Source organism: Hydrogenophaga sp. A37, assembly GCF_002001205.1.
Taxonomy (GTDB): Bacteria; Pseudomonadota; Gammaproteobacteria; order Burkholderiales; family Burkholderiaceae_C; genus Hydrogenophaga.
In genome coordinates this window covers 36,539-62,682 of record NZ_MUNZ01000068.1, presented here as the reverse complement: position 1 = coordinate 62,682, position 26,144 = coordinate 36,539, and the positions used below count along the sequence as shown (strand labels likewise).

Annotated in this window: 22 protein-coding genes; 12 read left to right on the top strand and 10 right to left on the bottom strand. The window is 63.5% G+C overall.

Annotated features, from left to right (window positions below; translation table 11 throughout):
- Positions 1-135: 135 nt before the first annotated feature.
- Positions 136-1,707: a Fic family protein gene (locus tag B0E41_RS04920; RefSeq protein WP_077329517.1), complete on the bottom strand. Its 1,572-nt coding sequence runs from the start codon at positions 1,705-1,707 to the stop codon at positions 136-138.
- A 713-nt stretch (positions 1,708-2,420) separates the two neighbouring features.
- On the opposite strand from B0E41_RS04920, the gene B0E41_RS04915 reads away from it, so the two are divergent.
- From B0E41_RS04915 to B0E41_RS04875, 9 genes are all read left to right on the top strand, one after another.
- Positions 2,421-2,984, top strand: a complete 564-nt coding sequence (locus B0E41_RS04915) for a helix-turn-helix domain-containing protein (protein ID WP_143433663.1) — start codon at positions 2,421-2,423, stop codon at positions 2,982-2,984.
- 308 nt (positions 2,985-3,292) lie between these two features.
- Positions 3,293-4,183, top strand: a complete 891-nt coding sequence (locus B0E41_RS04910; RefSeq protein ID WP_077329512.1) for a hypothetical protein — start codon at positions 3,293-3,295, stop codon at positions 4,181-4,183.
- A gap of 243 nt (positions 4,184-4,426) precedes the next feature.
- Positions 4,427-4,972 carry a hypothetical protein gene (locus tag B0E41_RS04905; protein ID WP_077329510.1) on the top strand — a complete coding sequence of 182 codons (546 nt, stop codon included), beginning with the start codon at positions 4,427-4,429 and terminating at the stop codon, positions 4,970-4,972.
- Positions 4,973-5,075: 103 nt separating this feature from the next.
- On the top strand, positions 5,076-5,480 hold the full coding sequence (locus B0E41_RS04900) for a hypothetical protein (RefSeq protein ID WP_077329507.1): 405 nt from the start codon (positions 5,076-5,078) through the stop codon (positions 5,478-5,480).
- Between the two features lie 229 nt (positions 5,481-5,709).
- Complete coding sequence (locus B0E41_RS26440; protein WP_216350729.1) at positions 5,710-6,480, top strand: MltR family transcriptional regulator; 771 nt, start codon at positions 5,710-5,712, stop codon at positions 6,478-6,480.
- Between the two features lie 89 nt (positions 6,481-6,569).
- A complete protein-coding gene (locus B0E41_RS04890; protein WP_077329505.1) occupies positions 6,570-6,791 on the top strand; it encodes a DUF6429 family protein in 222 nt (73 codons plus the stop codon).
- An 89-nt stretch (positions 6,792-6,880) separates the two neighbouring features.
- Positions 6,881-9,298 carry a Tex family protein gene (locus B0E41_RS04885; protein WP_077329503.1) on the top strand — a complete coding sequence of 806 codons (2,418 nt, stop codon included), beginning with the start codon at positions 6,881-6,883 and terminating at the stop codon, positions 9,296-9,298.
- 157 nt (positions 9,299-9,455) lie between these two features.
- Positions 9,456-10,283, top strand: coding sequence for an HDOD domain-containing protein (locus B0E41_RS04880; RefSeq protein WP_077329500.1), 828 nt, complete (start codon positions 9,456-9,458; stop codon positions 10,281-10,283).
- Positions 10,284-10,387: 104 nt separating this feature from the next.
- Complete coding sequence (locus tag B0E41_RS04875) at positions 10,388-11,221, top strand: HDOD domain-containing protein (protein WP_077329498.1); 834 nt, start codon at positions 10,388-10,390, stop codon at positions 11,219-11,221.
- 25 nt (positions 11,222-11,246) lie between these two features.
- Here B0E41_RS04875 and B0E41_RS04870 read toward each other — a convergent pair whose 3' ends face one another.
- On the bottom strand, positions 11,247-12,245 hold the full coding sequence (locus tag B0E41_RS04870) for a tripartite tricarboxylate transporter substrate-binding protein (protein ID WP_077329496.1): 999 nt from the start codon (positions 12,243-12,245) through the stop codon (positions 11,247-11,249).
- A 176-nt stretch (positions 12,246-12,421) separates the two neighbouring features.
- Here B0E41_RS04870 and B0E41_RS04865 point away from each other — a divergent pair, with 176 nt between their 5' ends.
- The 3 genes from B0E41_RS04865 to B0E41_RS04855 all read left to right on the top strand — a co-directional run bounded on the left by B0E41_RS04865 (position 12,422) and on the right by B0E41_RS04855 (position 15,181).
- A complete protein-coding gene (locus tag B0E41_RS04865) occupies positions 12,422-13,510 on the top strand; it encodes a patatin-like phospholipase family protein (protein WP_077329534.1) in 1,089 nt (362 codons plus the stop codon).
- Positions 13,511-13,547: 37 nt separating this feature from the next.
- Entirely contained in the window at positions 13,548-14,507 is a 960-nt protein-coding gene (locus B0E41_RS04860; protein ID WP_077329494.1) for a rhodanese-related sulfurtransferase, read from the top strand.
- A gap of 140 nt (positions 14,508-14,647) precedes the next feature.
- Positions 14,648-15,181, top strand: coding sequence for a porin family protein (locus B0E41_RS04855; RefSeq protein ID WP_077329492.1), 534 nt, complete (start codon positions 14,648-14,650; stop codon positions 15,179-15,181).
- A gap of 32 nt (positions 15,182-15,213) precedes the next feature.
- On the opposite strand, the gene B0E41_RS04850 is transcribed toward B0E41_RS04855, so the two are convergent.
- The 8 genes from B0E41_RS04850 to B0E41_RS04815 all read right to left on the bottom strand — a co-directional run bounded on the left by B0E41_RS04850 (position 15,214) and on the right by B0E41_RS04815 (position 26,127).
- Positions 15,214-15,618, bottom strand: a complete 405-nt coding sequence (locus tag B0E41_RS04850; protein ID WP_077329490.1) for a ribonucleotide reductase subunit alpha — start codon at positions 15,616-15,618, stop codon at positions 15,214-15,216.
- A 45-nt stretch (positions 15,619-15,663) separates the two neighbouring features.
- Positions 15,664-16,413 (bottom strand): carbonic anhydrase, encoded by a 750-nt coding sequence (locus B0E41_RS04845; protein WP_077329487.1) that lies wholly within the window; start codon positions 16,411-16,413, stop codon positions 15,664-15,666.
- Positions 16,414-16,422: 9 nt separating this feature from the next.
- Positions 16,423-17,256, bottom strand: a complete 834-nt coding sequence (locus tag B0E41_RS04840) for a peptidylprolyl isomerase (protein WP_077329532.1) — start codon at positions 17,254-17,256, stop codon at positions 16,423-16,425.
- Between the two features lie 29 nt (positions 17,257-17,285).
- Complete coding sequence (narI, locus tag B0E41_RS04835; protein WP_077329485.1) at positions 17,286-17,999, bottom strand: respiratory nitrate reductase subunit gamma; 714 nt, start codon at positions 17,997-17,999, stop codon at positions 17,286-17,288.
- Positions 17,996-18,697, bottom strand: a complete 702-nt coding sequence (narJ, locus tag B0E41_RS04830) for a nitrate reductase molybdenum cofactor assembly chaperone (RefSeq protein ID WP_143433661.1) — start codon at positions 18,695-18,697, stop codon at positions 17,996-17,998. Before narJ ends, narI begins: the two co-directional genes overlap by 4 nt.
- 1 nt (position 18,698) lies before the next feature.
- Positions 18,699-20,231 (bottom strand): nitrate reductase subunit beta, encoded by a 1,533-nt coding sequence (narH, locus tag B0E41_RS04825; protein WP_077329483.1) that lies wholly within the window; start codon positions 20,229-20,231, stop codon positions 18,699-18,701.
- 28 nt (positions 20,232-20,259) lie between these two features.
- Complete coding sequence (locus B0E41_RS04820; RefSeq protein WP_077329481.1) at positions 20,260-24,087, bottom strand: nitrate reductase subunit alpha; 3,828 nt, start codon at positions 24,085-24,087, stop codon at positions 20,260-20,262.
- 378 nt (positions 24,088-24,465) lie between these two features.
- Positions 24,466-26,127, bottom strand: coding sequence for an MFS transporter (locus B0E41_RS04815; protein ID WP_077329479.1), 1,662 nt, complete (start codon positions 26,125-26,127; stop codon positions 24,466-24,468).
- Positions 26,128-26,144 lie beyond the last annotated feature (17 nt).

Sequence of the window (26,144 nt, the reverse complement as noted above, 5' to 3'; positions counted from 1 at the left end):
GGCGGGGTGTGGCTGGTGTAGGGTCGTCATCGTCCGCCGGATCGGGCGCGGCGGCGAGCGGTTTGGGTCGTGTGGGTGGCGGTGCGAGCGGCACACCGAACAGGTCGTCTTGCATAGGGTGTCCTGGCTCGCCGCTCACCGGGCCGGCGTGGTCCCCGCGCCGTCTTCAAACGCCGCACGCACAGCCTCCACCAGCCGCTCGTGCACACCGTAGAAGGCGCCGCCTTCCTCAAAAATCTCGGGCAGCTCCTGCCGCAGCGTGCCGCTGACCACCCATTGGCTTTGGTGCAGCGACCGAATGATGCGGTCGGCATCCGCGTCCGGCATCTCCACCCAGCGCTTGATGGCGGCGCGCGCGGCGTCGTGCTGGCGCAGCAGCAGGGCCTCCTCCGCCATCTCGTGTTCCACCGTCTGGCGCAGCAGCTCGCTCAGGTAGCGCGCATGCGCCGTCAGGTCGAGGTAGCGCCAGACGTGCTGCGCGTCGTCGGCTTGCAGGAACTCGAAATTCGTCTCCACGCCGTCGGCGCACACCCGGTGCGCCCCGAAGCGGTAGCCGTCGGCATAGGCCCGCATGAACGGCCGCGACACCACCTCCAGCACCTCGTCGTACTGCGCCCGGCCTTTGGCCGAGCCGGCGATGGTGGCCGACACCGGCACCACGATGTTCGGCGGCACCACCTTGTCCGCCGCCAGCAGGTGGTTGACCAGAAAACGGTGCACCCGGCCGTTGCCGTCGGCCAGCGGGTGCAGGTACACAAAAGCGAACGACACCGCCGCCGCGCGCGCCACGCTGTTCGCACCGCGCGTGCGCCGCTCATACAGCCGCAGCGCGTCCAGCATGCCCGGCACCCGGTCTTCGCCCGGTGCGATGTAGTGCACCAGCTGCGCGCGCAAGCTGCTCTGCCCCACAAACACCGGCGACTGGCGGACGCCCACCCGCAGCGCGTGCGGCCCCAGCACCGCCTTCTGCAGGCCCAGCAGGTGCTCGGGCGACATGGGGTCGTCCAGCCAGCCGCTGAATTCAGTGATCGCGGCGGCAAAGCGGCGAACCTTGTGATCTTGGTCGGCCTCGTGCTCCACGGCGAAGCTCGCGCGCGACTCCTTGAACGTCAGCCAGGCCGCGCTGCGCAGCAGCAGCTCCGGGCCATAGGTGTCGTCCAGCCGCTGCACGCCGGCCCCCACGTCGTACAGCCAGCCGCGCTCAGCCTCCGGCCCCAGCACCACCAGCGGGCAGAACTCGGGCGAGCCGGGCAGGTTGTTGTTGACCCGCCAGCGCCGCACCCGCTCGGGCCGAGACGCTGTCAGGTACTGCCCACCGTCAATGGCGTCCACATAGCCCATGTTGGCCGCCGTGTCGGGCACATCCAGCCGCCGCCCGGTGAACCACTCATAGAAGAAGGCGGTGCGGCGAGCGTAGCGGCCCGTGGGTTCATCGCGCACCCAGGCCGCCACCTCGGCCGGGTCCAGCGCGGCAAACAGGCGCGAGAAGAACTCAAAATGCAGCCGCTCGTACTTCAGCCCGAACTCGAAGTGCCCCCGAAAGCTGTCGGCCGGCTGGTACTGGGCAGGCCAGGTGAGCACCTCGTGGCCATCCACTGCCTCGCGTTGGCGCACCGCCCCCAGGCGGCTGCGGCTGAACAGCGGCTGCACGAGGCGGATGCCGTGGACTTGGGCCAGGCGTTGGAAACCCAGGAAGGTGTCGGCCATGGTGGTGTTTGGATAGGGATGACGCTATTTTGATAGAAAACTGATTTCTTCCCACCAAAACGCTAGAACGGTGGTCGCAGGGCTGGTCGCCTCTGCCGGCGTGCTCGCGGCGGGGCACCAGCAGTTCAGGATGCGGAAGGTGGTTGCCAACTTGTGACAAGACGTTGCAGAATGGCCGCTCGAACGGACAACAACCAAAAACGTTCCAGCCAGAGAGGGAGCCATGGTCCATCAACATCCGACGCCGCTGCGAAGCTGGCCCGAACCATCGGGCCGTCAGGCTTCGGCCCACAGCGGCAGCAATACCCTGTCAGTCGCGTTTCGTGGCATGCGAATGCCGCGAAAACGCGTGAGTGCTCAGTCCAGTGCTTGCGAGCAAAAGGCAAGACCTGACCCCCAAGTCCCGAGTGCCTATCCGTTCGCGCGCCGGCAGGTTGGTGGGGTTCAAGTCGGCTACGGCGAAAAGGCACTGCAATCACAGGTCAAGGCGGCAGGCGGCGTCTGGGATCCTGTGTTACGCCTTTGGAAGTTGCCACTGCGCGCGGCCCGACAAGTGGGGCTGTCCGACCGTGTACGTGCTCTGGAGGAATGAGATAGATGTGGATTCCATATCTATCCAGAAACGTTGCATCTATCCAAAAGTGGATGGATGTGGCTTTTAACTACGCCGTATAAATCAAAGTTATGCATAAGCCCATAGGAGACGCAGTGTAGTGACAAAAGTTAGCAACCCACTTACCGTGGTAGCAATATTCGCAACCTTGGCTGAAGGTTTTGCGACCATTTCTCTGATTAACCTCTCCCCAGAGATGCAGGCCATTTTCATTTATTTTGTCATGGCATTTCCAATACTTATTGTCGGGGTGTTCTTTGCAATTCTGAACTGGAACCACACAGTCCTGTATGCGCCTAGCGACTTTGAAAATGAGGAAATGTATATCGAATCATTAAGAATCAAAGACGCCCTAAAATATCAGGTGATCGGGACTGTCACATCCGCTGTATCTGCAGAGGTTTCGCTATCGCCTGAACAGATTCAGCGAATTTCAGAGAAGGTCGGTGGTGTCGTTGAGCAGGCCTCAATGGACTCCAGGAAGGAGAAGATTCTTAGCATCCTTGCTGAGGGAGAAAAACCCACGGCAGAAATTTACGAGCACATGGGTGTCAGCAAGGTTTATGTATATCGCCTATTGAACGATCTGCTTGTGGATGGTCAGGTTGTTCAGCGAAAAGATGGTCGGCACGCACACTGGTCCCTTTCCTCTGTTACTTCGTAGCACACATATGCATAACAATTCCGTCGAGAGGGAGCCACAAGCTGCGCTTGTGGCTCCCTCCGCCTGCGGCTCCGGCCGCCCCTCACGTCAAACGTTGAGGCTGTAAAAAAACTGAAAGCGTGACTGCTGCCATGACTGCTCTGGAAAATCGACCTCTCAGAACGCGCTGTATTGAACGATTGCGGGCTCGGCAAGGGGACAAGGACACCTTGAATCGGAGTAAAAGTGTGGCCTCGGACGTTTTTTTACAACCTCGTTAGGCGCTGCAGAGCAGCGACTGATTCGTGCAAGCACCCTTGAAAGCCTCTATGCATAGCACTCCCGTCAAGAAGCCGTTCGTCTTTGTATTGATGCCGTTCTCATCAGACTTTGACGACATCTATCGCTACGGCATCAAGAAGGCCTGTGAGGATCACGGCTGCTACTGCGAGCGAGTCGACGAGCAGATGTTCGATGGAACGATCCTGGACAGGATCTACAACCAGATTACAAAAGCTGACGTAGTTATAGCTGATATGACAGGTAGAAACGCAAATGTCTTCTACGAAACGGGGTACGCACATGCACTCGGCAAGCGGGTCATTCTGTTAACGCAGAGTACCGATGACATTCCTTTTGATCTGAAGCACTACACGCATCTTGTCTACAACGGTCGCATCAGCGATCTGGCTCAGCAACTCGGCCCTCGGATTGCTTGGACCATCAGCGAGGCAGGAATGCTCGCTGACGATACGAATCGCCTCATTCGATATTCGGTCCAGGGGGTTCAACTAGACAACAGCGTACAGGTCGACATCGTCGAACACTTTGATGAAGACCAGAGGTGCCTTGTCCGCATCCTTCAGCTCGACATCTGGAACGATTCAAAGAAAATTCTGAAGTCGACCGAATTCGATGTCGGAATCGTTATCGACTCGTTTACAGGTCGAAGCGCTTCAAGGCTAGAAGACGGTCGTTACTGGCACGTAGTGACCGGCATACCGGATATCTTCTCCGGCTCAATGCGCTCAGTTCGCATCAGTCTTGAAATACCTCATGGCGTTGACCATGCTCGCCTAACCGGCGAAGGCGTACCCGTCGCATTGAAAGAGATCTCTGCTTTCGGGCATCGAAATATCAACTTTGTTGCGCGACTCCGAACCCGAGAGTCAGTTGAGCATGCTCACCATTTCGTTCCACCTGTGCCGGGCAGCGCCTAACCCTGCCATCGAGGGGGACGTCCAAGGGCTATCGCCCTTGGACGTCCCTCATGTCAAACGTTGAAGCTATAAAAGAACTGAAAGCGTGACTGCTGCCATGACTGCTCTGGAAAATCGACCTCTCAGAACGCGCTGTATTGAACGATTGCGGGCTCGGCAAGGGGTCAAGGACACCTCGAATCGGAGAAAAAGTGTGGCCTCGGACGTTTTTTTACACCCTCGTTAGGCGTCCCAGGAACTTCCATGCCGCTCCTTATCGCTGTCACATGCTTCATCACGTTCACCATGCTTCTTTGGCTGGGTCGCATAAGCGAAGCCAGCTACTGCTTCTTGGTCGCCGCAACCGCACTGCTCGGACTTGTTCTGCACGGTTTCGGACGCCTGCAAGAGCTTGATCTGAAGAATCTCAAGTTGGTTCTCCGCGAAATTGATCAGGCAAAAAAGGATCTTTTCGTCCGAGAGGAACGCCTGAAAAGTGTCGCCCTACCACTTGCGCAGATTCTTGCCTTCACTGGCGCCTCGGAAGGCAGGTTCTCAAGTACTGAATCATCTCGAGCGAAGCGAAGTTGGTATCGCAAGAAGGTGTCGCAGCTAGCGTCTGCACTCCAACTCACGGACGCCGAGGCAGTGGCCCTAAATCAGTACCTAGACAAATACGACGAGATCGACAAGACAATTGGGCCAACCGGCGCACTACTAACAAGCGACCCAGAGTACGCCGCCAAGAAGGAAAAGCTGCAGGCGCTTTCAAGCGAGATAGTTGCAATGCTTGAGAAGGAGGCGCAGTGACGCCTACCCCTTCCATCAAGAGGACTCGCCCCGGCAAGCCGGGGCGGGCCTCCCATGTCAAACGTTAGGCGCTTTTCCTCTATCAATCGAATTGGGAGACTCCATGCTTGAGTACGTCATTGACAAGCTGATTTGTCTACTAGGGCCGATAGCCACGCTCTCAAAGGAGAAGCGAGACCTCAAGGACAACGCCTTACGATCCATTTCGACCGCGCTCCTGGAAACAAAGCTCTACTACCGAGACTTGGAGAAAGGGAAGCCGCGGAACATGGATGTCGAAGCGCAACTTTCAAAGTACTGGGGAGCCGCAGCTATTCCACTGCGGCACATCGACGAAGAATTGGCTATGACCTGCGAATACAAGGCAGACTTCTGGACAAATCCAGAGAACTGGTCAGCCGAAGAGATCAAGCGAGTAGGCATAAAGCTGGAAGATGTCTCAAAGGCGTATAGAAGCATCGCAATGCCGAGGTTTTCAAATGTGGCGCGCAAGGCCTCAAGCGCCTAACCCATCAATCGAGAGGACGTGCCCCGGCAAGCCGGGTCACGCTTCGCATCTCAAACGTTGAGGCTATAAAAGAACTGAAAGCGTGACTGCTGCCATGACTGCTCTGGAAAATCGACCTCTCAGAACGCGCTGTATTGAGCGATTGCGGGCTCGGCAAGGGGTCAAGGACACCTCGAGTCGGAGTAAAAGTGTGGCCTCGGACGTTTTTTTACAACCTCGTTAGGCTGCGATGGAGAACGAGCCAAAGATTTCAGACCTACCCGATCCAGAAGACCAGGTTTTTGGTGGAATAAACCTACTCACGAGGTCACTGCGTGACCTTGATGATCGAGGTCTGGTTCTTTCGTTAGCAGCGTTTGCTGAGGAGGCCCTCGGCGAGCTACTGAAGGCATTCATGATGCCTGTCGAGGCGACGACACAACTTATCGATGGTTTCAATGCTCCACTGGGAACATTTTCCTCACGCATTAAAGCCGCTTACGCCATGGGCTTGATCACCAAAGACCAATTTATCGATCTAGAACGCTTGCGCAAAATTCGGAACGAATTTGCTCATAGTTGGAAGCCGGTTAATTTGTCAAAGCAGAAAATTGCGGCACTGATTGATGGCATGGGCTTTAGTCGCATAGATGATAATTTCCCAGATACGCCCAGCGAGAAGATTCGCAGTTCCATGAGTTGTTTGTTGGTTGAAATCCGCTCCTCGACCCATCAAATTAAAAAGAAGGGTATGCGGGCAAAGTTGATTGGAAGTCATCTCATGCGTGGCTTTTCCGGAGACTTCGAGGCCCAAATTAAAAATTCTCGAGAAGAGCTAAACAACATCGCGAAGAATCTGGAAGGGGCGGAGGAAAGGAAGCGGGAGTTCTACCTAACGCTCCTTCTCGGGTTCAAAGATAGATTGACAGTATTGGCGAAACCGGAGGGCCCTGAGCAGAAGAAAGTTCTTTCGGCTTTTCTCGAGGAGTTTAGTAGTGTGCTACGTCAAGTCTCAGCCTAACAATTCGCTCCAGAGGGACGCTACGCCAAAAAGCTGGCTTCGCGCCCCTGAGCTAGCACGTTATTTCTTTGAACGATCACGGATTCACCATGCATGACTCCAAGAAAATCGAAGAAGCGGTTCTCGCATTGTTCGGGGCCTTTGCATTCGACAACGGCCGGGTGTGGAAACGGTTCGATTTCGACGTGATGCAGTCGCAGGCGGATCAAGGTTTGATTTCGGACCCACGGGGCCGCGCCGAATCGGTTCATCTGACGCCCGAAGGCCTTGCTCGGTCCAAAGCGCTGGCCGACCGGTTGTTCGGCGCCTGAGCGGTCCCCAAACGGTCACAGGTGCCGCTCCACCCCTGTGGCAAACTCGCCCGCTTCGTATGAAACGGGCCCCCGTGGCCCCTCGGGACATGCAAAAAATCATCGCGCAGCTCGCGCAGGAAATCCGGGTCGGGGTTCACCAGATCAAGGCGGCCGTGGAGCTGCTGGACGGCGGCGCCACCGTGCCCTTCATCGCCCGCTACCGCAAGGAAGTCACCGACGGGCTGGACGACATTCAGCTGCGCGAGCTGGAGGCCCGGCTCAGTTACCTGCGTGAGCTGGAAGACCGCCGGGGCGCGGTGCTCAAGGCCATTGACGAGCAGGGCAAGCTGACCGACGCGTTGCGTGTGGCCATCGCCCAGGCGCCGACCAAGCAGGAGCTGGAAGACCTGTACCTGCCTTTCAAGCTGAAGCGCCGCACCAAGGGCCAGATCGCGCGCGAGTTCGGCATCGAGCCGCTGGCCGACAAGCTGTTTGCCGACCCGACGCTGGACCCGGCCGCCGAGGCGGCGGCGTTCACCAAGCCGGCTGAGGTGCTGGACGATGGCAAGCCTGGCGCCGACTTCTCCACCGTGCCGGCCGTGCTCGACGGCGTGCGCGACATCCTCTCCGAGCGCTGGGCCGAAGACGCTGCGCTGCTGCAGAGCCTGCGCGAGTGGCTGTGGACCGAGGGCCTGCTGCAGAGCAAGCTGGTGGCCGGCAAGGACGAGAACCACCCCGACGTGGCCAAGTTCCGAGACTACTTTGATTACGACGAACCGATTGGCCGCGTGCCCTCGCACCGCGCGCTGGCCGTGTTTCGCGGCCGCGCGCTGGAGATCCTGGACGCCAAGCTGGTGTTGCCCGAGCCCGAGGCGGTCGTGAGCGCCGCGACCGGCAAGCCCGCGCCCACCGTGTCGCTGGCCGAGGGCCGCATCGCCCTGCACCTGGGCTGGAGCCACAAGGGCCGCAAGGCCGACGACCTGCTGCGCAAGTGTGTGGCCTGGACCTGGCGCGTGAAGCTCAGCCTCTCCAGCGAACGCGACCTGTTTGCCCGCCTGCGCGAGAGTGCCGAGGCGGTGGCGATCAAGGTGTTTGCCGACAACCTGCGCGACCTGCTGCTGGCCGCGCCGGCCGGCCCGCGCGTGGTGATGGGGTTGGACCCAGGCATTCGCACCGGCGTGAAGGTGGCGGTGGTCGACGCGACCGGCAAGCTGGTGGACACCGCCACCGTGTACCCGCACGAACCCAAGCGCGACTGGGACGGCTCGCTGCACACGCTGGTGCGCCTGTGCGACAAACACGGCGTGAACCTGATCGCGATTGGCAACGGCACCGCCAGCCGCGAGACCGACAAGCTCGCCGCCGACTTGATCAAGCTGATCCAGAAGGGCGCGGCGCCCGATCACCCCTGCCACGGCCTGCAGAAGGTCGTGGTCAGCGAGGCGGGCGCCTCGGTGTACTCCGCGAGCGAATTCGCCTCGCAGGAAATGCCGGACGTGGATGTGAGCCTGCGCGGCGCGGCCTCGATTGCCCGTCGCCTGCAAGACCCGCTGGCCGAGCTGGTGAAGATCGACCCCAAGAGCATCGGTGTGGGCCAGTACCAGCACGACGTGAACCAGAGCGAGCTGGCGCGCACGCTGGAGGCGGTGGTGGAAGACTGCGTGAACGGTGTGGGCGTGGACCTGAACACCGCCAGCGTGCCGTTGCTCTCGCGGGTGTCGGGCCTCTCGGCCACGGTCGCCAAATCGGTGGTGCGCTGGCGCGAGGCGCACGGCGCGTTCAAGAGCCGCCAGCAGCTGATGGAGGTCAGCGGCCTGGGCGCCAAGACGTTCGAGCAGGCGGCCGGTTTCCTGCGCATCCGGGGCGGTGACAACCCGCTGGACATGACCGGCGTGCACCCCGAAACCTACCCGGTGGTCGAGCAGATCATCGCCAAGACCGGCCAGCCGGTCGCCACGCTCATGGGCCGCGCCGACATGCTCAAGACGCTTCGGCCCGAGCTGTTTGCCAACGAGAAGTTTGGTGTGATCACGGTCAAGGACATCCTGACCGAGCTGGAAAAACCGGGCCGCGACCCGCGCCCGGACTTTGCGGTGGCGCGCTTCAACGACGGCGTGGACGACATCAGCGATCTGCGCGAGGGCATGATCCTGGAGGGAACGGTGTCCAACGTCGCCCAATTCGGCGCCTTCATCGACCTCGGCGTGCACCAGGACGGCCTGGTCCACGTGAGCCAGCTGGCCAACAAGTTCGTCAACGACGCGCGCGAAATCGTCAAGACCGGTGACATCGTCAAGGTCAAAGTGATGGAAGTCGACGTGGCGCGCAAGCGCATCGGCCTGTCCATGCGGCTGGACGCCACGCCCGCGAAGCGCGAGCCCGGCGCCCCGCGCGACAACCGCTTCGAGCCGGCCCGGGGCGGGCCGCGGGCCGCGGGCGGGCAGGGCGGCGGTCAGCGCCAGCCCGAACCGGCCAGTGCCATGGCCTCGGCTTTCGCCAAGCTGCAGGGCGTGGGGAAGCGCTGAACGGGCGGTTCGCGGGGCGGACCGGGTCCGTTTCGCGGACCCTGAAGCGCGGTGGTTCGGTGCCATTTCGGGCGGTGTTTCGAGCCTCAAGTTGCCATCAGGCGGGCCGATAAAGGTGGTGTCACACCGCCCTATACCGACCTTCGGACTTCAGACCATGCAACTCGAAGCCCTGCTCAATTACCCCCGAGCCCTGCCGGCCATGCCGCGCGCCGTTTCGGACCTGTTGGCCGAGATGAACCGGGAAGACCCCAGCCCCAAACGGGTGGGTGAACTGATCGGGCGCGACCCGGCCCTGACCACGCGCGTGCTGCGCCTCTCGAACTCCGCCTTCTTTCGCGTCAGCCGCAAGATCGGCAGCGCCGACGAGGCCGTGGCCCTGCTGGGCATGACCCATGTGCGCTCGCTGGTGATGGCGGCAGCACTGGGCGCGAGCTTCAAGAACGTGCCCGGCATCGACCTCAAACAATTCTGGCGCTACAGCCTGCGCGCGGCCGATATTGCGCGCGCGCTCGCCGGCGTGCTGCACCAGAACCAGGGCAACGCCTTCACCGCGGGCCTGATCCACGCCATCGGTGTGCTGGTGATGCACATCGCCATGCCCGACCAAATGCTCACGCTCAACGTCAGCACCCAGCCGCTGGACTTTGACCGGGCGGCCGCCGAACAGGCGGTGTTGGGCTACAGCTACGCCCAGGTCGGCGCCGGCATGGCGGAGAAATGGCAATTCCCGCAGGAGATGGTGTCGGCCCTTGCCAACCAGCTCACTCCCTTCGAAGGCGAGGCTTACGACCCGCTGGCCGGGTTGCTGCACCTGGCTTCGTGGCGCGCGCGCGCCGAGGAGCTGCAGCTCGACATCAACGGCATGGCCGCCACCTTTCCCGACATGGTCGGGCTCACGCTCGGGCTGGACCTCGACAGCGTGCTGGGCAAGGACCCGGCCGAGTGGTCCTTCAGTCAGGCCCTGGGTGCTTTCATCGGCTGATACCGGCTTGCCGGTATGAAGCCCCGAACGACACCTCAAGTCCTGTGCGCGTTGGACGAAGAACCTAACAACAGACATCGCTTTCCATCCACGAGGCAATCACCATGCAGCTCGAAAAACTTCTCAAGCAGCCCAACGCCCTGCCTTCGGCTCCCAAAGTGGTTCGCCAGCTGATAGAGACCTTCGACCAGGAGGATGTGGACCTGCTGCGTGCGGCGGCCCTGATCGAGTCCGACCCGGTGTTGACCGCCAAGCTGATCAAGACCGCCAACTCGGCGTTCTTCGGTCTGCACCGCAGCGTGACCAACGCCCGTGAAGCCATGAACATGATGGGCCTGATCAAGGTCCGTGCGCTGGTGATTGCGGCCGCGCTGGGCGACGGCTTCCACCGCCTGGGTGGTGTCAACCTCAACCAGTTTTGGCGCTACAGCCTCAATTCGGCCAACCTCTCGCGCTACATCGCGCTGCCGATCAAGATCGACGAAAACACGGCGTTCACGGCCGGCCTCGTGCACGGCATCGGTGAGCTGGTCATGCATGTGGGCATGCCCGAGGCGATGATCGATCTGGACCGCAGCGTGCCCATGCTTGACCTCAAGCGTGCTCGCGCCGAAAAGGGCCTGTTTGGCTACAGCTACGCCGAAGTCGGCGCGGCGCTGGCCCGTGAGTGGCGCTTCCCCCAGAAGATGATCAACGCCATCGAACACCAGGCCGCCCCGTTCGACAACGAGGTCTACGAACCCATCGCCGGGGTGATTCACATCGCGTCCTGGCGCTCCCGCGCCGAGGAGCTGTCGATGGGCAGCGAAGGCCTGATCAACACCTACCCGGACCCCATCGGCCTGGTGCTCGGCATCGACCCCGACACGGTGATCGGCGAAGAAATTCCTTCGTTGACCCGCCACACGGAAAAGAGCGAGACCCCGGTCACGGCTTGATGCGCCGGTGACCTGGCAGGGCGGTTCAGCCCTTGAGCTTGAGCATCATGGTCACGGCGCTGGCCATGGCCTGCTCGATCATCAGCACCTTGGTGAACTCCTCGCCGTGCATCAGGGCGTCGGTCCACTTCTCCTTCTGCAGCGCCTGTTTCCATGAGGGCGTCTGGGTGGCGGCGACCACGATGTTGCGCAGATGGGCGCGCTCGGCCTCCGAGATCTGACCGGGGCCGAACACCGCCCGCCAGTTGCCGAGGTCGGTGTTGACGCCCAGCTCGTTGAGCGACGGAATGCCGTGCAGCGCCTTGCGCGCCGACACGGCCAGGGGCCTGAGGCTTTTGTTTTCGATCGCGGTCTGAAACTCGCTGTAGCTCGAGATGGCGACCTGGGCCTCGCCCTTCTCCAGCAAGGCCATGGCTTCGCGACCGCTGCTCGTGGGCAGGTACTTCAGCCGACCGACATCGAGGCGCAACTGGCGCGCGATCATGCCGGCGAGCATGTGGTCCACCCCGCCCGCCGAGCCGCCGGTGAACGCCACCGCAGACAGGTCTTTGCGCATCGCTTCCTTGAGCGCGTTCATGTCGGGCAAGCGGCCGCCGCTGGGCGTCACCAGCACCATGAAGTCGTTGGTCAGGCGGGCGATGGGGCTGACCTGCGCCAGCGTGACCGCGGGGCGGTTCACCGCGATGGCACCCAGCATGACCATGCCGCCGATCAGCAGCGCGGCGGGGTCGCGGTTGAACCGTTCCACGAAGTCGGTCAGGCCGAGGGTGCCGCCTTTGCCGCCCTTGTTTTCGTAAACCACCTGTTGCGCCAGACCGGCCGACTGGATCGCCGCCCCGAGGGCGCGTCCGGTCTGGTCCCAACCGCCGCCGGCACCCCCGGGGATGTAGACGGTGAGCTTCGCGAGGGGCGTGGGTGCGTTCGCTGGCGGGGCAGCGGCGGGTGCCGTCTTCTGGGCGAACGACGGTGTCGCCCAGAGCGCCGTGGCAGCGCCACACGTCTTCAGCCAATGTCTGCGGATCATGGGCGCTGCCTTTGAGATGAGGTGGGATTTGGATTCAATCCTCGAAGACTGTCGTTCTGCTGTCAGCCTTGTCAGGGGAAACCCGATCTCCGACGGACCGCGGGCCAGCGGGGTGTGAACGGTCGTTTCCCGTTTGCGCCATGATGCGGGGCTGTCTGTTTGCTCCCTCCCACACCATGCCTGCCTTGCGTTTGTATGCCGGTCCTCTGGCCCGTCAGCACCTGGAACGCCACGGCCTTCGTCCGCAGGACGTCGGTGCCATTCCCGCCGCCGCCGGTGGCCCCAAGGGCCTGATCCTCGGGCCGCTCGACCGCTTCATCTTTGGGGAGTGGCTGCCGCGCAGCCAGCAGCCGGTGGACCTGATCGGCGCGTCCATCGGCGCCTGGCGCATGGCCACGGCCTGCCTGGACGATCCCGCCGCCTCGCTGGCGCGGCTGGAGCGCGACTACATCGGCCAGCACTTCGAGCTGCCGCAAGGCCAGAAGCGACACACCGCCGAGCAGATCAGCCGCCAGTTCGCGCGCAACCTCCAGGTGTTTTATGGAGAGCGCGTCGAAGAGGTGCTGCGGCACCCGCGCTACCGCTTGCACATCGTCACCTCGCGCGGGCGCCATGTGCTTTCGCGAGACGGCGCGCTGCGCACGCCACTGGGTTACCTCGGCGCCTACGTGGCCAACGCCATGGGGCGCAAGGCCCTGGGCGCCTGGCTGGAGCGCGTGGTGTTTTCTTCGCTGCAAGGTGACGAGCCCGCCGCGTTGCCCTTCGGCACACAAGATTTCCGCACCCGCCAGATGCCGCTGAACGCCGGCAACTTCATGGACGCTCTGCAGGCCAGTTGCTCCATTCCCTTTGTGCTGCGCCCGGTGCACGCCATCGCCGGCGCGCCGCCCGGCCCCTATTGGGACGGTGGCATCACCGACTACCACCTGCACCTGCGTTACCAGACGCCCGACACCGCGCCGCTGGTGCTCTACCCGCACTTCCAGCGCGCCGTGGTGCCCGGTTGGCTGGACAAGCGCTGGAAGGGCCGGCACGCGGCCAGCCCCGCGCTGGACCGCATGGTGGTGGTCGCACCCGACCCGGACTGGGTCAAGACCCTGCCCCATGGCCGCCTGCCCGACCGCAGCGACTTCAACCGCTACAGCCAGAACCTGGCCGCGCGCGTGCAGGCCTGGAGCGCGGCCACGGCCGCCGCCGTGCGGCTGGCCGACGAGTTCGCGCAATGGCTGGAGCGGCCCGACCTGTCGCGCGTGGGCGCGCTGTAACCCCCGCTTCAGGGGCGCCCGCGCCGATAATTCACCCATGTCCGCCGAACCCTCCACTCCCGCCCGCTACCTCACCGCCGCGCTCTACAAGTTCGTCGACTTGCCCGACTTCGCCGCGCTGCGCGAGCCCTTGCTCGCGGTCTGCGAAGCCCACCAGGTCAAGGGCACGCTGCTGCTCGCGCGAGAGGGCATCAACGGCACCATCGCCGGCCCTGAGGCGGGCGTGCAGGCCGTGCTGGCGTTCCTGCACGCCGACCCGCGCCTGGCCACCCTGGGCCACAAGGCCTCGTGGGCCGACAAGCCGCCGTTCTCGCGCATGAAGGTGCGTTTGAAGAACGAGATCGTCACCTTGCGGGTGCCCGGTCTCGACCCCAACCGCACGGTGGGGCAGTACGTGAAACCGCAGGACTGGAACGCGCTGCTGGCCGACCCGGACGTGCTCGTGATCGACACGCGCAACGACTACGAGGTGGCCATCGGCACCTTCAAGGGCGCCATCAACCCCGACATCAAGACCTTCACCGAACTGCCGGCCTGGCTCGATGCCCAGCCCGCGTTGCAGGACGGCAAGAAACCGAAGGTCGCCATGTTCTGCACCGGTGGTATCCGCTGCGAGAAGTCCACCGCGCTGATGAAGATGCGTGGCTTCGACGAGGTCTACCACCTCGAAGGCGGCATCCTCAAGTATCTCGAAGAGGTGCCGCCCGAGCAGAGCACCTGGGAGGGCGATTGTTTCGTGTTCGACGAGCGCGTGAGCGTGGGCCACGGGCTGCGGCCCGGCCCTCACGAGCTGTGCCGCTCGTGCCGCTGGCCGCTGGGCGAAGCCGAGAAGGCGTCGCCGCTGTACGTGAAGGGCGTGAGCTGCCCGCATTGCCACGACCTGCGCAGCCCCGAAGAGAAAGCGAAGCTGGCCGAGCGCCAGCGGCAGGTGGAACTGGCCGATGTGCGCGGCGAGGTGCACGTGGGGGCACGCATGCCCACGCGAGAAGGCCACTGAACCTGCCACTCGGGTGTTTCATCGTGCGGTGGTTGCAAAGTGCGTCGCTCCGGTAAAGCGGGTAACGCTTCCCAACACCTGGGTTTTTGCGGTGGATTCGTCCCTAGACTGGCGACCTTTGCAACACCCAAGGAGTTTTCATGAAGCGTCTCATTCCCTTCCTCGCCGTCGCCACGCTCGCCACCGCCTCGGTGGGTGCCAGCGCCCAGGGCCTGTACGGCGAACTGGGTTACACCCCATTGAAGCTCGAAGGCAAGGTCTCTGGTGTGGGCGTCACGTCCAAGCCGTCCAATGTGCGCGGCATCATCGGTTACGAGCTCAACGACAACCTCGCCGTCGAAAGCATGCTCAGCCTTGGCCTGCGCGACTCCGACGTGAAGGTGGGCGGTTTCAACTTGGGCGGCAAGGCCGAGGTGGACAACATGATTGGTGTGTTCGTCAAACCCAAGGTCCATGTCGGCGAGGGCCTGGAAGTCTTCGGTCGTGTCGGTGCCACGCGGGCCAAACTGTCCATCGGCAGCGAGAACGCGAGCGACACCTCCATCGCCTACGGTCTGGGCGCGAGTTACCACATCAACACCCAGCTCTCGCTCAACGCCGACTACATGACCTACCACGACAAGGACGACGTCACCCTCAAGGGCTTCACCGTCGGCGTGGGCTACAAGTTCTGACCTGACCCGGTAGGCTGTGGCGGTGCTTACGCTCAACCGAGCTGCACCGCCTCGCCCTCGGGGTTGAAGGGGATGAACGCCTGCAGGCGCCCCAGGCGGATCGCCTCCACCATGTCCTGCAAAGGTTTTTCCGCGTCTTCGCTGGTGGGCGCGCGGCCTGAGCGGCCCGCCAGCGCCGCCGCAAACACCATGCCCCAGGCAGGCCCCATCTGGGTGGCTTCCTGCTTGAACTGCTCGAACGACACGATCTCGTCGGGCGCCTTGTCCACACACATCTGAGGCACCAGCGCACCGCCCTCGCCACGCTCGAAACCCGCGCGCTCGGCGGGGCTGGCGTCGTCGGGCAGCTCGATGCCGGCGAACACAAAGAGCAGGCGCTGCGGTTGGGGCTGGGCGCGAGCGGCGTTCAGCAGATCGTCAAAAGTGGCAATGTTCATGGTGTCGCTACCGTTTCAGAAATAAGAGGGAAGCCGGTGGGCGCCTCAAGGTTCAATGACCTGTCCGTCGTGTTCCACATAAGGCTGGTAAGGGCCGGTGCCGCTGTGGGTGGACACCGAGGCGGGCACGAAGTCGCCCCGCTGGGCGTCGAACACATGCACCTCGCCCTCTTCGATCACATAGTGCCAGCCGTGCAGGGTGAGGCGCCCGGCCTCCACCTCGCGCCGCACCATGGGGTAGTCCATCAGCCGTTCGAGCTGCAGCACCACGGCGCGCTGTTCGGTGCGGTGCAGGACCTCGGGGCGCAGTCCGGCGCCGGGCCGCCCCAAGCCGGACGCTCTCCCTTGGGGGGAAGGCGCCTCTGGCGCCTCGGGGGCAAACAACCTGACGGGCAGCAGCGCCTCTTCGACCAGCTTGAGCCAGGCCTTGAGCGCCACGGCTTCTTCGGGCGCGCCTTCGTAGGCGGTGCGGATGGCGCCGCAATGGCTGTGGCCGCAGACGATGATGCGTTCCACCTTCAGGCTGAGCACAGCGAATTCAATGGCGGCCATGGTGCCGTGCAATCCATGCGACTGGTCGTAGGGCGGCACGAAAGCGCCCACATTGCGCACCAGAAACAGTTCACCCGGCGCCGCGCCCGTGAGCAGATAAGGCACGAGACGCGAATCGGAACAGCCGATGAATAGCGTCTTGGGGTGCTGCCCCTGCGCCACCAGGTCCTGAAACCGCTGCTGGTGCAGCGGAAAGTAGTCCTCGTGGAAATCGCGCAGGCGCAGCAGCAGGTCGTCAGGCATCGCGGGCCATCACTGCACGAGGGGTGAGTCGGCGCCTTCGAGCTCGATGCCCTCCACCTGGGCCTGTCCCACCAGCAGCTGCATGTACTGGCGCAGCGCGGTGCTGCGCGACTGCAGCGCGAGCCGGCTGGCGATCTGGTCGCGCACCTGCTCGAACTCGGGCAACACGCCTTTCTTGCGGCCCAGCACCTCGATGATGTGCAGCCCGAAGCGCGTGTGCACCAGGCGCGGATGAACCCCCATGCCCCAACGGCTGTCGGTCTGGAAGAACAGCTCGTTCGCCAGCTCGGGGGCGCAGGCTTCCGGTGTCACCCAGCCCAGGTCGCCGCCCTGGGCGCCCGAGGGGCAGTTCGACAACTCGGCGGCCAGGGCCTCGAAGCGGCCCGGCGCCAGCCCTTTGCGCGACAGCTCGAGCAGCGCCGTTTCGGCGCGCTGCGACAGCGCGTGCACGTTCACGCCCGGCGTCACGGCAAACAGGATGTGCCGCACGTGCAGCGCCTGCCCGACGATCAGCCGATTTTTCTGTGCCTCGTAGTGGCGGCGGCACTCGTCTTCGGTGGGGTCGGGCGAGGTCACGGCCTGGTCGATCATGGTCTCAATGATCAGCCGTTGCGCGTCGTCTGGCTGCTGCGCGACCAACCCCCGGTAACGCGGCAAGAGGCCTTGTTTCACCGCCTGCTGCATCAGCAGTTCGGTGAAGGCGCGCTCGCGCAGGGTCTGGGCATCGAGCACCTCATCGGGCTCGTGCAGGGCGATGCCGTTGATGCTGGCCAGCTGGGGTTGGGCCAGCCCGGCGCAGGCGCAGCTGCTGCTGCCGCAACCCACAGAAGAGCTTGTGCTCATGGTGATGTCCTGGTTCATGGTGGGTGGGTTCAGCGCTGGCGCGTGGTGTCGGCGTTCAGGCCCAGCTTGCGGCTGCGCACCACCTGGTAGGGACGCAGCACATAGGCCAGCGTGCCGAAGCCGCTCCACACATGCACCAGGCGCGAGAAGGGAAAGAGCAGAAAGATCGTCATGCCCAGCACCAGGTGCACCTTGTAGGGCCAGTCCAGCGCCACCAGGCCGGCGGCGTCGGGCCTGAAGGTCACGATGTGCTGAGCCCAGTCAGCCAGCGCCAGCATCACGCCCGCGTCCTTGTGGCCGAAGGAATAGGGCAGGGTGATCAGGCCCAGCACCAGCTGCACCCACAGGATGATCAGGATGCCGAGGTCGGTGCGGTGGCTGGTGAGGCGGATGCGCTCGTCGAAGATGCGGCGGTGCAGCAGCAGCGTCAGGCCAATGAAGCAGATCACGCCAGCGATGCCGCCCGCGGTCACCGCCACCAGCTGCTTCTGTTCGGCGGTGATGAAGGGCTCGTACATGAAGTGCGGCGTGAGCAGGCCCACGGCGTGGCCACCGAACAGGAACAGGATGCCGATGTGGAACAGGTTGCTGCCCCAGCGCAGCTGGCCCTTGCGCAGCAGCTGCGACGAATCGCTTTTCCAGGTGTACTGGTCGCGGTCGAAGCGCGCCAGGCTGCCCATGAGGAACACCGACAGGCAGATGTACGGGTAGACGTTGAAGAGGAAGTTGTGCAGCGTGTTCATTCCTGCGCTCCTTGAGAGGGTTGGGGTGACTTTCTGACGATCTGGATCGGTTGCGGCTGGTTCGGTTTGGCCTGGCCTTCGGTCGAGCAACCACCGAACACCTCGGGCTCGGCCCAGCTCTGATCCATTTCCGGCTCTGGCGCAACGGCCACCGCTTCGGCCTTCTCGCCCGCCAGCTCCAGCACGGCGGCCAGCACGCTGGCGTAGGGGCTCTGGCGACCGGCCAGCGCGCTGAAGATCACGCGCACGATGTGCGCGATCTCGCCCATGAACTCACGCGCCTGCTGGGGCGGCTGGGTGGACGCAAATTCCAGCACCACCGGCAGGTAGTCGGGCAGCTCGTCGGGGCCCAGGTACAGGCCCGCCTTTTCGTAGGTCTGGATCAGGTCGACCATGGCCGGGCCGCGGTCGCGCGAATCGCCGTGCACGTGTTCAAACAGGTGCAGCGCGGTGCGGCGCCCACGGTCGAACAGCTCGACGTACTCGGCCTCGACGTCCAGCGCGAGCTGGGTGCCCAGGTGCTTGAGCAGCGCGTCGAGCTCGGCCAGCCGGGCGGCCGGCAAAGCCGCTTCGGTGCGCAGCGCCTGCTGCAGCTCGGCGGTGTGTTCGCGGAACGCCGCGTCGGGGTAACGCAGCAGGTGCGCCAGCACGCGCAGCGTGAGGCGGGCCTGCGGAGGGGATGAAGAAAACAAACTCATCTCAACTCTCCATCCGGATCGGGATGGTGCGCTTCTTCTCGCTGCCAAACAGACTGGTTTCGGTCTCGCCTTCGGAACATCCGTTGCCGAAACTGAAGCCGCAACCGCCCTTCACGTTGAAGGTGTTTTCGGCGTACTCGCGGTGCGTGGTCGGGATCACGAAGCGGTCTTCGTAGTTGGCAATCGCCATGTAGCGGTACATCTCTTCCACCTCGCGGGCGGTCAGGCCCACCTGGTCGAGCACCTCCTGGTTGATCAGGCCGTCCACGTGTTTGGCGCGCTGGTAGGAGCGCATGGCCAGCATGCGTTCGAGCGCGCGAACAACAGGGCCGGTGTCGCCGGCGGTGAGCAGGTTGGCCAGGTACTTGACCGGAATGCGCAGCTGCGACACGTCCGGGATCTCGCCGTTCTGGCTCAGCATGCCGGCGTTGGCCGAAGCGGTGATGGGCGAGAGCGGTGGCACGTACCAGACCATGGGCAGGGTGCGGTATTCGGGGTGCAGCGGCAGGGCCACCTTCCACTCCACCGCCATCTTGTAGACCGGGCTCTGGCGGGCCGCGGCCATCCAGGCATCGGGGATGCCGTCGATGCGCGCCTGCTCGATCACCTTGGGGTCGTTCGGGTCCAGGAACAGGTCGAGCTGGGCCTGGTAGAGATCGATCTCGTTGGGCGTGCTTGCGGCCTCGGCGATGCGGTCGGCGTCGTACAGCAGCACGCCGAGGTAACGGATGCGGCCGACGCAGGTCTCGGAACACACCGTGGGCTGGCCGGATTCAATGCGCGGGTAGCAGAAGGTGCACTTCTCGGCCTTGCCGCTTTTCCAGTTGTAGTAGATCTTCTTGTAGGGGCAGCCGCTGACGCACATGCGCCAGCCGCGGCACTTGTCCTGGTCGATCAGCACGATGCCGTCTTCCTCGCGCTTGTAGATCGAGCCTGAAGGGCACGAGGCCACACAGGCCGGGTTCAGGCAGTGCTCGCACAGGCGCGGCAGGTACATCATGAAGGTGTTCTCGAACTGGCCCATCATGTCTTTCTGGGCCTGCTCGAAACCGTCCAGGTTGGCGTCCTTGCTGCGCTTGCTGAACTCGCCGCCCAGGATTTCTTCCCAGTTCGGGCCCCACTCGATTTTCTCCATGCGCTTGCCGGTGATCAGCGAACGCGGGCGGGCGGTGGGCGCGTGCTTCATCTCCGGCGCCGAATGCAGGTGGTCGTAGTCGAAGGTGAAGGGCTCGTAGTAGTCGTCGATCTGTGGCAGGTTGGGGTTGCTGAAGATCTTCATCAGCAGCGACCACTTGCCGCCCTGTTTCGGGACGATGGATCCGTCGGCCTTGCGGACCCAGCCACCGTTCCACTTGTCCTGGTTCTCCCACTCCTTGGGGTAGCCGATGCCGGGCTTGGTTTCGACGTTGTTGAACCAGGCGTATTCCACACCGGGCCGGCTGGTCCAGACGTTCTTGCAGGTGACCGAACAGGTGTGGCAACCGATGCACTTGTCCAGGTTGAGCACCATGCCGATTTGGGCGCGTATTTTCATGATTGACTCCGAATGAAGGGCAATGGGCTCAGGGGTTTTCACCTTCGGACTGGTAGGCCCGAATGAGGTGGTCGTCCGCCGGTGTGTCGAGCCAGTCGACCTTGTCCATCTTGCGCACCACCACGAACTCGTCGCGGTTGGTGCCGATGGTTCCGTAGTAGTTGAAGCCGTAGCTGAGCTGCGCGTAGCCGCCGATCATGTGGGTGGGCTTCAAGACGATGCGGGTGACCGAGTTATGGATGCCGCCGCGCACACCGGTGATCTCGCTGCCCGGGGTGTTGATGATCTTTTCCTGCGAGTGGTACATCATCACCATGCCGGGGTTGACGCGCTGGCTCACCACCGCACGGGCCGCCACGGCGCCGTTGATGTTGAACAGCTCTACCCAGTCGTTGTCCACGATGCCGGCGCTCTTGGCGTCGTCTTCGCTGAGCCAGATCACGGTGCCGCCGCGGTTCAGCGTGAGCATCATCAGGTTGTCGCTGTAGGTGGAGTGAATCCCCCACTTCTGGTGCGGCGTGATGAAGTTGAGCTGGATCTCTTTGTTGCCGTTGGGCTTGATGTTGTGAATGCCCTCGGTGGTCTTCAGGTCCACCGGCGGCCGGTAGCTGCCGAAGCCTTCACCGAAAGCGATCATCCAGGGGTGGTCCTGGTAGAACTGCTGGCGACCGGTGAGCGTGCGCCATGGGATGTATTCGTGCACGTTGGTGTAGCCGGCGTTGTAGCTCACCGTCTCGCTCTCGATGCCGCTCCAGGTGGGCGAGCTGATGATCTTGCGCGGCTGCGCCTGGATGTCGCGGAAGCGGATCTTTTCGTCTTCGCGGTAGAGCGCCAGGTGCGTGTGGTCGCGCCCGGTCTGCTTGCCCAGCGCCTGCCAGGCTTTCACCGCGACGTGGCCGTTGGTCTCGGGCGCCAGCTGCAGGATCACCTCGCAGGCGTCGATGTCGGTGACGATCTTCGGCATGCCCTGCGACACACCTTCGTCCAGCGTCTTGCCGTTGAGTTGACCCAGCTGCTCGACCTCGGTGCCGGTCTTCCAGCCGATGCCTTTGCCGCCGTTGCCCAGTTTGTCGAGCAGTGGCCCTAAGGCCGTGAAGCGCTTGAAGGTGTTGGGGTAGTCGCGTTCGACCACGGCGATCTGCGGCGCGGTCTTGCCGGGGATCAGTTCGCAGTGGCCCTTCTTCCATTCCTTGACCTCAAAGGCCTGCGCCATTTCGCCGGGGGTGTCGTGCATGATGGGCGAGAGCACCACCTCTTTTTCCACGCCCAGGTGGCCGACGCAGACCTCGCTGAAGGTCTTGGCGAAACCCTTGTAGATCTCCCAGTCCGAACGCGATTGCCACACCGGGTCCACGGCCGCCGACAGCGGGTGGATGAAGGGGTGCATGTCGCTGGTGTTGAGGTCGTTCTTCTCGTACCAGCTGGCCGTGGGCAGCACGATGTCGGAATACAGGCAGGTGGTGCTCATGCGGAAGTCGAGGGTGACCAGCAGGTCCAGCTTGCCTTGCGGCCCGTTCGGGTGCCACTTCACTTCGGCCGGCTTCGCATCGTCCTTGCCGAGGTCCTTGCCCTGCACGCCGTTCTCGGTGCCGAGCAAGTGCTTGCAGAAATACTCGTGGCCCTTGCCGCTGGAGCCCAGCAGGTTGGAGCGCCACACAAACATGTTGCGTGGCCAGTTCTGCGGTGCGTCCGGGTCTTCGCAGCTCATCTCCAGCGTGCCGTCTTTCAGCGCCTGGACCACGTAGTCCTTGGCGTCCAGGCCGGCGGCCTGCGCGTCCTTGACGACCTGCATCGGGTTGGTCTTGAGCTGCGGTGCGCTGGGCAACCAGCCCATGCGTTCGGCGCGCACGTTGAAGTCGATCATGCTGCCGCTGAAGGCGGCCTTGTCGGCGGCGCTCAGCGTGGGCGAGACGATCTCTTCCATGCCGAGTTTTTCGTAGCGCCACTGGTCGGTGTGGGCGTAGAAGAAGCTGGTGCTGTTCATCTGGCGCGGCGGGCGCAGCCAGTCGGTGGCAAAGGCCAGCGGCACCCAGCCGGTTTGCGGGCGCAGCTTTTCCTGGCCCACGTAGTGCGCCCAGCCGCCACCGCTCTGGCCGATGCAGCCGCACATCATCAAGAGGTTGATGACGCCGCGGTAGTTCATGTCGGCGTGGTACCAGTGGTTCATGGCCGCGCCGATGATCACCATCGACTTGCCATGCGTCTTGTCGGCGTTGTCGGCGAACTGGCGCGCCACGGTGATGACCTGGTCGCGCGGCACACCGGTGATGCTCTCTTGCCAGGCCGGGGTGTAGGCGGCGTTGTCGTCGAAGCTCTTGGCGCCACTGCCCAGACCGCGGTCGATGCCGTACTGCGCGACCTGCAGGTCGAACACGGTGGCGACCAGCGCGTAACGCTCGTCACCAGCCTTGCCCAGGCGCAGGCGCACGGCCGGCACCTTGGCGTGGTTGATCTCGCCGTGCTGCGCGTTGGCGGTGAAGTGGGGCGTGGCGTTGCCACCGAAATACGGGAAGCCGACATCGACCACCTGGGTCTCTTGCTCGCCGTCTTCGATCACCGAGAGCTTGAGTTTCACGTCGGTGTTGCCGCGCGCTTCCTTGGCCTCCAGGTTCCACTTGCCTTCGTCTTCGCGGCCCGCTTCGCCCCAGCGGAAACCGATGGAGCCGTTGGGCAGCACCGCTTTGCCGTCGGTGTCAAACGCCACGGTCTTCCACTCGGGGTTGCTCTTCTGGCCCAGCTGGCCGTTGAAGTCGCTGGCGCGCAGGTAGCGGCCGGGCACCATCGTCACCGTGCCGTCGGGCAGGGTGTGTTCCGTCAGCATCACCAGCAGCGGCAGGTCGGTGTAGCGGCGGGCATAGTCGTCGAAATAGCTGGACCTGGCCTTGCCGCCGTCGGGGAAATAGAACTCCTTCAGCGCCACGTGGCCCATGGCCATGGCGAGCGCCGCGTCGGTGCCCTGCTTGGGGTGCAGCCAGAGGTCGGAGAGCTTGGCGACCTCGGAATAGTCGGGCGTGACCGCCACGGTCTTGGTGCCCTTGTAGCGCACCTCGGTGAAGAAGTGGGCGTCGGGCGTGCGGGTCTGGGGCACGTTGCTGCCCCAGGCGATGATGAACGAGCTGTTGTACCAGTCGGCCGATTCGGGCACGTCGGTCTGTTCACCCCAGACCTGGGGAGAAGCCGGTGGCAGGTCGCAGTACCAGTCGTAGAAGCTCATGCACACGCCGCCAATGAGCGACAGGTAACGCGAGCCCGCGGCGTAGCTCACCATGGACATGGCGGGGATGGGCGAGAAGCCGATGATGCGGTCGGCGCCGTGCTGCTTGATGGTGTAGACGTTGGCCGCCGCGATGAGCTGGTTGACCTCGTCCCAGGTGCTGCGCACAAAGCCACCCATGCCGCGCACCTGCTGGTAGTCGCGCCGGGCGTTGGCGTCTTGCTGGATCAGCGCCCAGGCGTCCACCGGGGTCTTGCTGACCTTGAGCGCCGCGCGCCAGCGCTCCAGCAGGCGGCCGCGCACCATGGGGTATTTCACGCGGTTGGCGGAATACAGATACCAGCTGTACGACGCCCCACGCGCGCAGCCGCGCGGCTCGTGGTTGGGCATGTCCCAGCGCGTGCGCGGGTAGTCGGTCTGCTGGGTTTCCCAGGTGACGATGCCGCCCTTGACGTAGATCTTCCATGAGCACGAACCGGTGCAGTTCACGCCGTGGGTGCTGCGCACGATCTTGTCGTGCGCCCAGCGGTTGCGGTAGGCGTCTTCCCAGGTGCGGTCTTCGTTGGTGGTCAGGCCGTGGTTGCCCGAGAAGGCTTCTTTGGGCAGCGTGAAGTGGGTCAATCGGTCCAGAAAGTGGCTCATGGGATGCTCCGGTTGGGGTGTGTGGTTGGGGTCATTTGCAGCTTGCTGTTTGGTTTGTTGGGCCGGGCTTTTTGGGCTGCTTTTGCATGCCTGCTTTTGTGGGGGCCGAGGGCAGTGGGGCGGATGCTTCCGTTCGTGTCCCCCGCCCTTCGGGCTCCTCCTTTACCTCACTGCAGCATCCACCCCACTGCCCTCGGCTGCCAGCACGGCTGTGTGCAAAGACTGAATGCCTTTGTGCGCCTACATCGTTGGCAGACTCAGGCCGGCGTGGCGCTCCGCTCCGGGAGGTAAAAGGAGGAGCCCGAAGGGCGGGGGACACGGACGGAGCGGAGCGCCACGCTGGCCTGAGTCCCGAAGCAACCGTGGAGCGAAGTGACTTCATGGGTTCTTGAACTCCGAGCCAACCCGCAGATAGAACCACCAGTTCAAGACCAGGCAGACGGCGTAGAAGATGGCGAATCCGTACATCGCGAACTGCGGCGTGCCGGCCTTGATCTGCGCGCCGATGACCACCGGCGCGATGAAGGCACCGTAGGCCGCGACGGCCGAGGTCCAGCCCAGCACGGGGCCGGCCTGCTGGCGGTCGAAGATCACGCCGATGGTGCGGAAGGTCGAGCCGTTGCCGATGCCGCTGGCAAAGAACAGCACGATGAACAGACCGATGAAGGCGGGGAAGTACTGCTCCGGCGTGGCCGAACCGTAGGCCTGCATCATCACGTAGCCCACCGCTGCGGAGGCCAGCACCATCACGGCCGAGATGACCTGGGTCACGATGGAGCCGCCGACCTTGTCGGAGATCCAGCCGCCGAGAGGACGCACCGCGGCACCGACGAAAGGGCCGATCCAGGCGTAGGTGAGGGCAGAGGGCGCGTTCGGGTTCTTCAGCGTGTGCGTCATCACGCCAGCGGCATCGGCCACGTGCTGGAAGCCGAAGATCACGGTGATGGCCAACGGCAGCACCATCGAGAAGCCGATGAAGGAACCGAAGGTGACGATGTAGAGCGCGGTGAGTGACCAGGTGTGCTTGTTGCGGAAGATCGCGAACTGTTTGGTCACGCCCTCTTTCATGGGTCCGAAGGCCGCCAGCTTCATCACCACCAGCGCCAGCACGATGTCCAGCGGGATCGCGACCCACATGTTCAGGATGCCCAGGCCGGTGGGGGCCGGCAGGTACAGGTAGAGCATGAAGATGGCCGGGATGAAGGCCAGCGTGTAGAGGTAGGTGACCTTGGCGAAGGCGCCGATGGGGCTGCCGGCTTCGGGTGACACGGTCTTCAAGTTGTTCATGCCGAACCAGGCCAGGATCGACAGGGGAATCAGCGAGATCACCCAGGCAAAACCGGCGTTCTGGATCCAGGTGGGGGTGCCGGCGGCGATCTTGCCGAAGATCCAGCCGCTGTCTTTCACCAGCGTCATGGGCTCACCACCGAAGGCGCCCAGCAGCGGCAGCGTCATCACCAGCGGGATGACGATCTGCATCGTCGTCACGCCGAAGTTGCCCAGGCCCGCGTTCAGGCCCAGCGCCGTGCCCTGCAGCCGCTTCGGGAAGAAGGTGCTGATGTTGGACATGGATGACGCAAAGTTGCCGCCGCCCACGCCCGACCACAGCGCCAGCAACTGGAATGCCCACAGCGGCCAGTCCTTGTGCTGCAGCGCGATGCCGGTGCCGATGGCCGGGGCCAGCAACATCGCAGTGGTGAGGAAGATGGTGTTGCGGCCACCAGCCAGGCGCACCAGGAAGGACGCCGGGATGCGCATCGTCGCGCCAGCGATGCCGGAGATGGCGGTCAGCGTGAAGAGTTCGGCCTGGGTGAAGGGGAAACCCAGGTTGAGCATCTGCACGGTGATGATCCCCCACATGCCCCAGACCGCGAAGCCGCAGAGCAGCGCGGGCACCGAGATCCAGAGGTTGCGGTAGGCGATTTTTTTGCCGGTCTGTTCCCAGAACTTGTCGTCTTCAGGGCGCCAATCGGCGATGTCCGCTCCTTGGCTGCTGGCAGCAGCACCCGAGGCAGACAGGGAGTTTGCTTTGGTGTTCATGGTGGGGTTCTGACCGT

Coding starts and splice junctions, on each gene's coding strand:
- narI (WP_077329485.1), bottom strand. CDS start 17,999: ATGAACACGCTGCACAACTTCCTCTTCAACGTCTACCCGTACATCTGC.
- B0E41_RS04875 (WP_077329498.1), top strand. CDS start 10,388: ATGCAGCTCGAAAAACTTCTCAAGCAGCCCAACGCCCTGCCTTCGGCT.
- B0E41_RS04890 (WP_077329505.1), top strand. CDS start 6,570: ATGCATGACTCCAAGAAAATCGAAGAAGCGGTTCTCGCATTGTTCGGG.
- B0E41_RS04870 (WP_077329496.1), bottom strand. CDS start 12,245: ATGATCCGCAGACATTGGCTGAAGACGTGTGGCGCTGCCACGGCGCTC.
- B0E41_RS26440 (WP_216350729.1), top strand. CDS start 5,710: ATGGAGAACGAGCCAAAGATTTCAGACCTACCCGATCCAGAAGACCAG.
- B0E41_RS04845 (WP_077329487.1), bottom strand. CDS start 16,413: ATGCCTGACGACCTGCTGCTGCGCCTGCGCGATTTCCACGAGGACTAC.
- B0E41_RS04815 (WP_077329479.1), bottom strand. CDS start 26,127: ATGAACACCAAAGCAAACTCCCTGTCTGCCTCGGGTGCTGCTGCCAGC.
- B0E41_RS04900 (WP_077329507.1), top strand. CDS start 5,076: ATGCTTGAGTACGTCATTGACAAGCTGATTTGTCTACTAGGGCCGATA.
- B0E41_RS04865 (WP_077329534.1), top strand. CDS start 12,422: ATGCCTGCCTTGCGTTTGTATGCCGGTCCTCTGGCCCGTCAGCACCTG.
- B0E41_RS04905 (WP_077329510.1), top strand. CDS start 4,427: ATGCCGCTCCTTATCGCTGTCACATGCTTCATCACGTTCACCATGCTT.
- B0E41_RS04840 (WP_077329532.1), bottom strand. CDS start 17,256: ATGAGCACAAGCTCTTCTGTGGGTTGCGGCAGCAGCAGCTGCGCCTGC.
- B0E41_RS04855 (WP_077329492.1), top strand. CDS start 14,648: ATGAAGCGTCTCATTCCCTTCCTCGCCGTCGCCACGCTCGCCACCGCC.
- narJ (WP_143433661.1), bottom strand. CDS start 18,697: ATGAGTTTGTTTTCTTCATCCCCTCCGCAGGCCCGCCTCACGCTGCGC.
- B0E41_RS04880 (WP_077329500.1), top strand. CDS start 9,456: ATGCAACTCGAAGCCCTGCTCAATTACCCCCGAGCCCTGCCGGCCATG.
- B0E41_RS04920 (WP_077329517.1), bottom strand. CDS start 1,707: ATGGCCGACACCTTCCTGGGTTTCCAACGCCTGGCCCAAGTCCACGGC.
- B0E41_RS04910 (WP_077329512.1), top strand. CDS start 3,293: ATGCATAGCACTCCCGTCAAGAAGCCGTTCGTCTTTGTATTGATGCCG.
- B0E41_RS04860 (WP_077329494.1), top strand. CDS start 13,548: ATGTCCGCCGAACCCTCCACTCCCGCCCGCTACCTCACCGCCGCGCTC.
- narH (WP_077329483.1), bottom strand. CDS start 20,231: ATGAAAATACGCGCCCAAATCGGCATGGTGCTCAACCTGGACAAGTGC.
- B0E41_RS04885 (WP_077329503.1), top strand. CDS start 6,881: ATGCAAAAAATCATCGCGCAGCTCGCGCAGGAAATCCGGGTCGGGGTT.
- B0E41_RS04820 (WP_077329481.1), bottom strand. CDS start 24,087: ATGAGCCACTTTCTGGACCGATTGACCCACTTCACGCTGCCCAAAGAA.
- B0E41_RS04850 (WP_077329490.1), bottom strand. CDS start 15,618: ATGAACATTGCCACTTTTGACGATCTGCTGAACGCCGCTCGCGCCCAG.